Origin of the sequence: Serratia plymuthica NBRC 102599, from assembly GCF_001590925.1 — a bacterium.
Taxonomy (GTDB): Bacteria; Pseudomonadota; Gammaproteobacteria; order Enterobacterales; family Enterobacteriaceae; genus Serratia; species Serratia plymuthica.
Map to the genome: position 1 here is coordinate 1 of NZ_BCTU01000031.1, position 9,701 is coordinate 9,701.

6 protein-coding genes, 2 tRNA genes, 3 other RNA genes and 1 pseudogene are annotated in these 9,701 nt (G+C 55.1%); 4 read left to right on the plus strand and 8 right to left on the minus strand.

Annotated elements, in window-relative coordinates; all coding sequences use genetic code 11:
* Positions 1–8: 8 nt before the first annotated feature.
* On the plus strand, positions 9–419 hold the full coding sequence (locus SPL01S_RS20290) for a DUF943 family protein (RefSeq protein WP_073972085.1): 411 nt from the start codon (positions 9–11) through the stop codon (positions 417–419).
* Positions 420–853: 434 nt separating this feature from the next.
* On the opposite strand, the gene aroG is transcribed toward SPL01S_RS20290, so the two are convergent.
* Positions 854–1,906: a 3-deoxy-7-phosphoheptulonate synthase AroG gene (aroG, locus tag SPL01S_RS20295; RefSeq protein WP_004941813.1), complete on the minus strand. Its 1,053-nt coding sequence runs from the start codon at positions 1,904–1,906 to the stop codon at positions 854–856.
* Between the two features lie 206 nt (positions 1,907–2,112).
* Here aroG and SPL01S_RS20300 point away from each other — a divergent pair, with 206 nt between their 5' ends.
* From SPL01S_RS20300 to zitB, 3 genes and pseudogenes are all read left to right on the plus strand, one after another.
* Positions 2,113–2,718 carry a response regulator gene (locus SPL01S_RS20300; protein WP_063202485.1) on the plus strand — a complete coding sequence of 202 codons (606 nt, stop codon included), beginning with the start codon at positions 2,113–2,115 and terminating at the stop codon, positions 2,716–2,718.
* Entirely contained in the window at positions 2,715–5,930 is a 3,216-nt protein-coding gene (locus tag SPL01S_RS20305; protein WP_063202480.1) for an ATP-binding protein, read from the plus strand. Before SPL01S_RS20300 ends, SPL01S_RS20305 begins: the two co-directional genes overlap by 4 nt.
* Positions 5,930–6,893 (plus strand): annotated as a pseudogene (zitB, locus tag SPL01S_RS20310) (CDF family zinc transporter ZitB). Before SPL01S_RS20305 ends, zitB begins: the two are co-directional and overlap by 1 nt.
* A 37-nt stretch (positions 6,894–6,930) precedes the next feature.
* Here the strand turns inward: zitB and pnuC are convergent.
* From pnuC to SPL01S_RS20345, 7 genes are all read right to left on the minus strand, one after another.
* Positions 6,931–7,656, minus strand: coding sequence for a nicotinamide riboside transporter PnuC (gene pnuC, locus SPL01S_RS20315; protein WP_013811934.1), 726 nt, complete (start codon positions 7,654–7,656; stop codon positions 6,931–6,933).
* 26 nt (positions 7,657–7,682) lie between these two features.
* Positions 7,683–8,744, minus strand: a complete 1,062-nt coding sequence (gene nadA / locus SPL01S_RS20320; RefSeq protein WP_063202483.1) for a quinolinate synthase NadA — start codon at positions 8,742–8,744, stop codon at positions 7,683–7,685.
* A 247-nt stretch (positions 8,745–8,991) separates the two neighbouring features.
* Positions 8,992–9,121, minus strand: a non-coding RNA gene (locus SPL01S_RS20325) — RtT sRNA.
* A gap of 44 nt (positions 9,122–9,165) precedes the next feature.
* Positions 9,166–9,295, minus strand: a non-coding RNA gene (locus SPL01S_RS20330) — RtT sRNA.
* Positions 9,296–9,339: 44 nt separating this feature from the next.
* Positions 9,340–9,415: transfer RNA gene (locus SPL01S_RS20335), tRNA-Lys, on the minus strand.
* A gap of 58 nt (positions 9,416–9,473) precedes the next feature.
* Positions 9,474–9,549, minus strand: a tRNA-Lys gene (locus tag SPL01S_RS20340).
* Positions 9,550–9,620: 71 nt separating this feature from the next.
* Positions 9,621–9,701, minus strand: a non-coding RNA gene (locus tag SPL01S_RS20345) — RtT sRNA; the annotation flags it as partial.

A 9,701-nucleotide genomic window follows, 5' to 3' on the forward strand; every position in this document is an offset into this window, starting at 1 on the left:
TCTGCACATTGCTCGGTTACTTCTTCTGGTTGTCACTACGCCCTGTAGAAATTGTGGCTGTCCATAAGGATGGGGAATTTAGTTCGGTTTTAGTTAAAAACTTCCCTTTTACCGATAAAGGAAAGATAAACTGGTGGCTAAACAATAAAGAAATGTTAAAAGAAAAATATAAAATCCCCGAACCTGCGCCAGATGGATTCTTTGCTATCACCTTTTGGGATTTTGGCGAGGGTTATAAAGAAGAAGGAAAGTATGACAGACGATGTTTTGATGATATGAACACATCAAAAAATTGTATAGATAAAAACAAGGTTTTCTCTGTTGAGAATGACAGAAATGACGATATATTATTTAGCGTTTACAATGGAATTTATCACATGAAGAAAAATGGTAAGCTGGTAAAAACAAAATACGAATGAAGACTTGCTTTACTCATGTAGTATCTGCAAGAAAATGCCCTTCACTCCCGGCTTGCGTCAGTTATCCATACGCCCATAGCCAAGTATCAAGAAGGCTATCACGCTTTACCCCTTGTCCTCCTTCCGGTAACCCGTCAATGGAAAATTGCAGAAGTGCATGGGTGGCAGTTAAGTTACCAACGCCGGGTTTATCAAGTAACCGTGGGCTAACGCATAAATCGCTAACCCACTGTTTATTTGAATAATATGCAAATTATACGCCGTTTGGCGAAAACCGCGTATTGATGGCGCAAGCGGCTTTCATCGGGTACAGGAAACACTTCCCGACAGGCATCGGGTCGACTTAAGCAAAGCCGCCTGCCCCTCAAAATTCGTCTTGCAAAACAGGTGGCCCATAGATTCCATAGAGATTCCGCAAACTGAGCCCTGTTTTATCAGGCGCGACGCGCCTTAACCGCCGCCGCCAACTCGCGCAGCACGGTTTCCGTGTCTTCCCAGCCGATGCAAGCGTCTGTCACGCTCTTGCCATAGACCAGCGGCTCGCCGCTTTCCAGATTCTGGTTGCCTTCCACCAGATGGCTTTCGATCATCACGCCGATAATCGCTTTTTCACCGCCGGCGACCTGTTTGCACACGTCCGCATTTACTTCCAGCTGCTTTTTGAACTGCTTGCTGCTGTTGGCGTGGCTGAAGTCGATCATCACCTGCGCCGGCAGACCCGCTTTGACCAGGCCGTCTTTGACTTCCTTGACGTGCGCCGCGCTGTAGTTCGGCTCTTTGCCGCCGCGCAGGATAATGTGGCAATCGCCGTTACCGCTGGTGTTAACGATCGCCGAGTGGCCCCACTTGGTCACCGACAGGAAACAGTGCGGCGCGCTGGCAGCGTTGATGGCGTCAATCGCCACTTTGATGGTGCCGTCGGTGCCGTTTTTGAAGCCAACCGGGCAAGACAGGCCGGAAGACAGCTCGCGGTGTACCTGGGATTCCGTGGTACGTGCGCCGATCGCGCCCCAGCTCATCAGATCAGCCAGGTACTGCGGGGTGATCATGTCGAGGAATTCCCCCGCAGCCGGCAAGCCGCTATCATTGATATCCAACAGCAACTTACGGGCCAGGCGCAAACCGTCGTTGATCTGGAAGCTGTTATCCATTTGCGGATCGTTGATAAGCCCTTTCCAGCCCACGGTGGTTCGCGGTTTTTCAAAGTAAACGCGCATCACCACTTCCAGCTCGCCACTCAGTTCCTGACGCAGCGTCAGCAGACGCTCGGCATACTCTTTTGCCGCTTTGGTGTCGTGGATCGAGCATGGGCCGATGACCACCAGCAGGCGATCGTCGTTACCGCGAAGGATCTTGTGAATTGCACTGCGCGCCAGGGACACCGTCTCAGCTGCACGTTCAGTGGCCGGAAACTTCTCTAACAGGGCCACCGGTGGCAGGAGTTCCTTAATTTCTTTAATGCGTAAATCGTCATTTTGGTAATTCATAACTTTTCCATTCGGTATCGAGGGGCGGTATTTCACAGAGCGTAGATCCAACCAATTTAGCCTGTGAGGGTAGCGCTGTAAATCACCTTTGCCGCCTCCCGGCGGAACGGCCAAATTATCAGTAGATTGTGCTGTTTCATCGGGAGAGCGCAGTGGCTCCTTTTTCGCTATGCTAGCGATCAGGATACCGTTACTTGAGCCAAACCATGCCTTCTCTGTTATTAGTTGATGACCACCCTGTGGTTCATGTCGCACTGGAAGCGGCGCTAATGAAGTCTTCCTGCCCTTATAGCCTGCAGGCGGTTCAGGATGATGTTCAGGCGTTGGCCCAATTGGCCGCAGCCGATTTTTCGCTGGTCATTCTGGATATCGGCCTGCCGCAGGTAGACGGCTTGCAACTGCTGAAAAAAATCCGCCGCCACTACCCGCAGCAACCGATCCTGATCTACACCGCGCAGGAAGAAGAGATCTACGCGCGTATGGCCTGGGTGGCCGGCGCCAACGGGTTTGTGCATAAAGGCAGCCGGCTTGAACAATTGGTGCAGGCAATTGAAACCGTGCTGGCCGGGGAGCCGAGTTTTCCCGCCGCTGCGATGGCGGAAGAAACGCAACCGGCAGAGGGCGTGCTGCTGACGCCCAAAGAGCTGCAGATCCTCGGCCTGCTCAGCAAGGGGCTGTCCAATCTGCAAATTGCCGAGATGCTGAACATCAGCAACAAAACCGTCAGCACCCACAAGAAGAATATTCTGCGCAAAACCGGCGCCAGCAATCTGTTGGAACTGGTGGCGGTATTTAGAGAACTGGCGCCATGATGCGCGGCATTCTGCTGCTGTTGGCGATGTTGCTCAGCCTCGGCAACGTCGCGTATGCGGCGCAACCGGTGTCTTATCAGTTAGTCAGTAACCTGAATATTCCGGCGGACATGCTGATCGCCAGCGAGAAAAATCCCTGGCGCGACGCGACGCTGCGCGTGGGCATCATCAGCGAGAATGCCAGTCCCTATAACATTATCGTGGATGAGGATCTGTACGGGTTAAACGCCGACTACCTCGGTTATGTCCAGCAGGTCACCGGCATCCGCTTTCAGATTTACGGTTTCGCCGATCTGGCGCAGCTCGAACAGGCGCTGCACAGCGGCGCTATCGATCTGCTGTACGGCATTCCGCAGAACGAGGCGCTGGAGGATCTGAAAATCTCCCAGCCTTATTACGTCAGTAACCTGCGCGTGCTGCGCGATCGGAGCAATGACCGCCGGGTGATGCTTAACTCCGCCGATGCGCGGGTGGCAATCAGTACCCTGACCGATATGCAGGCCGGCAACGCGCTGAAGGCGGTGTCTTCCCACGTTCAGCGTTATGACAACAACCTGCAGGCGGTGTATGCCTTGCTGAACGGCAGCAGCGATTACTTTATTGCCGACGAAGCCAGCGCCAGCTTTATTATTGACCAGTTGCAGCTCGGCCAGCTTTATCAGATCGAAAGCACGGTCAATCTCGGTAACCTGTCTTTCGTCTTCGCCGCCGACAATCCGGCACTGATCGACACCCTCAACGTCGCTATCGCCGATGCGCCGATGGAGTTGATGAACGCCATTCAAAGCCGCTGGAGCAAAAAGATCCCCAGCTATCTCGATACCGGCAACGCCGATCTGACGCAGATGGAAAAAAGCTGGGTAGAAAAGCACCGCACCGTTTATTACGCCGCCATAGAGAATAACTTCCCGTTCGCCTATCGCGGTTCCGACGGCAAGCCGCGCGGCTACGCGATCGACATACTCAAGATCATTGCACAAAACACCGGGCTGCGTTTTGCTCCGCTATGGGCGCGCAACGCCGAACAGGCAGACCAACTGGTGCTATCCGGCCAGGCCAGTTTCCGCACCGCTCTGCCGCTGGCGCGCGGCGTTAAGGCGCGTTACAGCGCCAGCATGCCGATTCACCGTTCGCTGTGGGGGGTTTACGTCGGTCAGTACGCCAACGGGATTTCTACCTGGAGCGATCTGGCCGGCAAACGCATCGGCGTTTTGCAAGGCGATCTGGCGCAGGGGCTGGTGCCGCCGAACGAAGAGCTCATTCATTTTGCCGACAGCAAGGCGATGTATGACGCTCTGGCCAACGGCCAATTGGATGCGCTGGTGGATAACGTGATCTCGGCGAACTTTATCGCTCTGTCACGTTATGCCGGGGCAATAAAACTGGCGTTCGCCGCCAATAATATCGCCTATCCGGTGGCGTTCGGCGTGCGTCAGGATCAGCCCCTGCTGCTGGCTATCCTCGATAAAAACCTGATGCAGATCCCCTCGGAAACGCTGCAATCGCTGCGCGATGAGTGGATTGTCGATCGCAGCAACCTGATTGATGCGGTGAACGACAACCGTATGCAACCGCAAACTACCTGGCTGCTGGCGCTACTGGCGGCAGCGATCCTGCTGTTGCTGGCGCTGACCCTGCGCCGCTTTGTTTTGCAGCGGCGGGAAAAACGTGAGCGTGAAGTGATCGAACAGGCACGCCGCCATGCCGAAGCCGAGAACCGGATGAAAAGCAAGTTTCTGGCCACCATCAGCCATGAACTGCGCACGCCGATGCACGCTATCCTCGGCCTGCTGGAACTGGAGCTGAAACGCCAGCCGATGCCGGAGGGGCTGCCGGTCATTTACAGCTCGGCGTCATCCTTGCTCAATCTGCTCAATGACTTACAAGATTACGCCCGGCTGGAAACCGGATCGCTGACGCTGGTGCCAAAAGCCATGGCGCTGCAACCCTGGATAGCTCACATCAGCGCGCTGTATCAGCCGCTGATCGGCGAACGCCCGGTAACCTTGAGCGTTACCGCCAGCCACCAGCTTCCCGCCGCCGTTGTTATTGATGGTGAGCGTTTACTTCAGGTGGCTAACAACCTGATAAATAATGCCATTAAATTCACTCCCCGCGGCAGCATTCAGGTCAATATCGGCTGGCGCGAACAGGATAAACAACAGGGCGAACTGCTGCTGACGGTGACCGATAGCGGCTGTGGCATCGCCGCCGATGAGATAGGTAAGCTGTTCCAACCCTTCTACCGCGCACGCGGTGCACAACGCGTCTCGGTTCAGGGAACCGGGCTGGGGCTGTCTATCTGCAAGGAAATTATCGAGCAAATGGGCGGCCAGATTGAGCTGCACTCACAGCCTGGCATAGGTACGCAAGTCAAGGTGTCAGTACCGGTAACCCAAGCCGCCCCAGATGCCGCCCCCCCACGCCAGAACGACCAACCGCTCAGCCTGCCGCCTCCCACGCTGCGCGTGGCGCTGATTGACGATCACCCCACCAACCTGCTGCTGATGGAGCGGCAACTGCGTCACTTCGGCCTGCAACCCGCGCTGTTCGAGCACGGTTACGCATTGCTGAAAGCGCACCGCAGGCAGCCATTCGACCTGTTGTTTATCGATTACAACATGCCGCGCCCGGACGGCCTGACATTAGCGAGACTAATACGACGCGATGAACAGCGATATCAGCGGCCGGCCTGCCAGATTATTCTCTGTTCGGCAGACGTGCAGGAATTTACCCGCATTCCACAGGGACAGGTGGCTATCGATCGCTTTTTGACCAAGCCGATTTCACTGGCCGCCATTGCTCAGGCGTTACCGCAGCAACCACAGGCGCTGGAAGGACAGTTAGCCCTTACTGACCTGCAACAGATGCTGGCCGATATGGCCGGTAACGATCGGCAGATGGCGCAACGTCTGGCGACCACGCTGCTCTCCACGCTGCGACAAGACCGGCAACGGCTTGGCAAAGCGGCGGAGGGCGAAGACTGGCCTAGCCTTGGGCAGGCCGCACACCGCATCAAGGGCAGCCTGCTGATGTTGCAACAGCCGGCGGCGGCAAGCCTGTGCCAATTGCTGGTGGAAAGCGGCCGTGATGGGATGTTGGCTCAGGCCGCCTATACTGAATTGAGTGCGTTAGTAGAACAGATACTGATAGAACTGGACGGTCTGGTCAGCACTGACGCGCTGAATTTCGCTCTACATAAGGATAAATAATGACGGACTCCCCACAGGCACACCTGCCAAAAGACAGTAATAGTAAACGCCTACTGACCGCTTTTTTAGTCACTGCGGTATTTATGATCGCCGAAGTGGCCGGCGGGTTGATTTCCGGTTCGCTGGCGCTGCTGGCCGACGCCGGCCATATGCTCACCGACGCGGCGGCGCTGCTGGTGGCGCTGATGGCCGTACACTTTTCGCAGCGGAAACCCAACGCGCGCCATACCTTCGGCTATTTGCGCCTGACCACGCTGGCCGCGTTCCTCAATGCCGCCGCCCTGTTGGTGATCGTGGTATTCATCCTGTGGGAGGCGATACGGCGTTTCTTCGAGCCACAGCCGGTGGATGGGTACGCCGATGCTGATCATCGCCATAGCGGGGCTTCTGGCTAACCTGTTCGCCTTCTGGCTGCTGCACCGCGGTACGGAAGAGAAGAATATCAACGTGCGGGCCGCTGCGTTGCACGTATTGGGGGATTTGCTGGGCTCGGTGGGGGCGATCGTAGCCGCCATTGTGATCCTGAGCACCGGCTGGACGCCGATTGACCCGATATTGTCGGTGCTGGTGTCCTGTCTGGTGCTACGCAGCGCCTGGCGGCTGCTGAAAGAGAGCTTCCACGAATTGCTGGAAGGCACGCCGCAGGAAGTGGATATCAACAAACTGCAAAAAGACCTGTGCCTGAATATTCCTGAAGTACGCAATATTCATCACGTTCACGTCTGGCAGATTGGCGAACAGAAACTGATGACGCTGCATGCGCAAGTGATACCGCCAAACGACCACGATGGCCTGTTGCGCCGCATTCAGGCTTATCTGCTGGAACACTACCGTATCGGCCATGTCACCATTCAGATGGAATATCAGCACTGTGATACGCCGGACTGCGGGATTAACCGGGCACCCGAGCCGAGTGACCACTCACATTCCGGCTCGCATTCACATCTGGGTCATCACCACTAAAATGAAGAGGGCGCCAGTTTGGCGCCCTCTGCGTTTGTTATTGCGAGGAAGATAACGGCAGGGAATGGTTGCGACCTGCACTTTTGATCCACAACCAGGAACCGTTCAGCGCAATCAGCGTCAGGATCACGTATTCCAGCGCCATGGCGTACACGCCCTGGTAGGTGAAAATCGCCACGCTGATCACGTCAATCACCACCCACAACAGCCAATTTTCCACGTATTTGCGCGTCATCAGGATCATCGCCACGATCGACAGCACCATCATCGCCGAATCCCAGAACGGGAAAGCATCCGGCTGCAGCTGCGGCATTTGCACGCTGAAGCCCATTCCCTGCATTACTGTCACAGCAAGCTGCGTCAGCCAGGCAAAGACGCTGTCGATATTGAAAGTCATCAGGGCAATGCCGATAACGCACACCGCCGCCCAGGCCAGCGCTTTCGGCAACGGCAACCATCGGATTTTCAGCTCGGCCTGATTGTCCTGGGTTTGGCGGCTCCAGGCATACCAACCGTAAATATTGGCGACAAAAAAGAACAGTTGCAGCAACAGGCTGGCGTAAAGCTGGATCTGAAAGAAAATCACCGCAAACAGCGTGACGTTAATCAGACCGAACAGATAGTTGATGATTTTCTCTTTGCTGGCGTACCAGATACACAGCAGGCCGAACAAGGTACCTATGGCTTCAATCCATGACAGATCGTAACCGCCCGCCCCCAGCGGAATGTGCACCAATATATTGCTGGTACTGAAAAAGCTCATCTGTTCTTCCTTATCAAATGGTTAACTTAAGCGTTCCCTTTGACCTGCATTTTCAACTGCGCGGCAAAGTCCAGCATCCGGTTAAGCGGGATCAACGCCTTTTCGCGCAACGCGGCATCCACGTGGATTTCATGCAGGGCGCCGCCCTGCTCTAACCCGTCGGCAATCGCCTTAAGACCGTTCATCGCCATCCACGGACAGTGCGCGCAGCTGCGGCAGGTGGCACCTTCACCGGCGGTTGGCGCCTCGAACAGTTCTTTGTCCGGGCAGGCCTGCTGCATCTTATAAAAAATGCCGCGATCGGTGGCTACAATCAGCTGCGGATTGGGCAGCGTTTTGGCCGCCTGAATCAGTTGGCTGGTTGAGCCGACCGCATCGGCCAGATCGACCACCGCCTGTGGAGACTCTGGATGCACCAGTATCGCCGCTTGCGGGTACAAGGCCTTCATGCGCATCAGCGCCTGGGTTTTAAACTCGTCATGGACGATACAGGCCCCTTGCCAGCACAGCACATCGGCGCCCGTCTGCTTTTGCACATAGTTGCCCAGATGGCGGTCCGGCGCCCAGATGATTTTTTCGCCCAGGCTGTCGAGGTGTTCTATCAACTCTACGGCGATGCTGGATGTTACCACCCAATCCGCACGCGCCTTTACCGCCGCCGAGGTATTAGCGTAGACCACCACGGTGCGATCCGGGTGGCTGTCGCAAAATGCATGAAACTCGTCTTCCGGGCAGCCGAGATCCAGCGAACACTCGGCGTTCAGCGTCGGCATAAGCACCTGCTTTTCCGGGCTGAGGATCTTGGCGGTTTCCCCCATAAAGCGCACGCCGGCAACCAACAGAGTCGAGGCCGGGTGGTTGCTGCCAAAACGCGCCATCTCCAGCGAATCCGCCACGCAGCCGCCGGTTTCTTCCGCCAGCGCCTGAATTTCCGGATCGGTGTAGTAATGAGCCACCATCACCGCATTGCGCTGCTTGAGCAGGGTTTTGATCTTCTCGCGATAAAACGCCTTTTCCGCTACGTCCAGCGGCACCGGTTTGGGCGGGAACGGGTACACCGCCGCATTGACATCAAACATTTCACTCATCGCTGCAATCGTCTCTGTGCTAGGCTGGGTGTCTGCTGCCCGGGTATGCCCCTTCGCAACCACCACTCGTTTTATATCCTAAACAAAATACCTAAAAATACGCCAAAAGTCCGCTGATATTTTCATTTTTGCGATGATAAAGTTTAATGGATTGAATTTCGACAAAAGAAAGACGATTGCAGTAGGTGCGGTTTATCAGGAAGTGAAAAGTGCGTGTTTATAGAAATGATGCACGGACTGAAAAGAATGGTGGGTCGTGCGGGATTGATTCGGCCTTTGGCCTCGCCCTTCGGGCCAGCGCAAGCGCTGTCCAAAATTGACGGGGCAATTTTGTCGAACCTGAATGCAGCTTCTCACCCACAGGATTCGTGCGTTATGCAATGTTATGGTTTGATGAGAGTACTGAGGTATCAGGAAAGAATGGTGGGTCGTGCGGGATTGATTCGGCCTTTGGCCTCGCCCTTCGGGCCAGCGCAAGCGCTGTCCAAAATTGACGGAGCAATTTTGTCGAACCTGAACGCAGCTTCTCACCCACAGGATTCGTGCGCTATGCAATGTTATGGTTTGATGAGACTACTGAGATATCAGAAAAGAATGGTGGGTCGTGCGGGATTCGAACCTGCGACCAATTGATTAAAAGTCAACTGCTCTACCAACTGAGCTAACGACCCACTGATGTGGTTTACTGCTGAAACGCGTAAGCAGGAGAGAGACTCGCTGCAATAATAATGGTGGGTCGTGCGGGATTCGAACCTGCGACCAATTGATTAAAAGTCAACTGCTCTACCAACTGAGCTAACGACCCACTGACGTGGTTTACTGCTGAACTACGAATACAAAACCGAAGATTTGCATTGCGGAAAAACAACTCTGAAATGGTGGGTCGTGCGGGATTATTCGGCTTTCAGCCTCACCCCTTGGGCCATCACTTCGTGATGTTGTCTCGCTTTGCGAGAC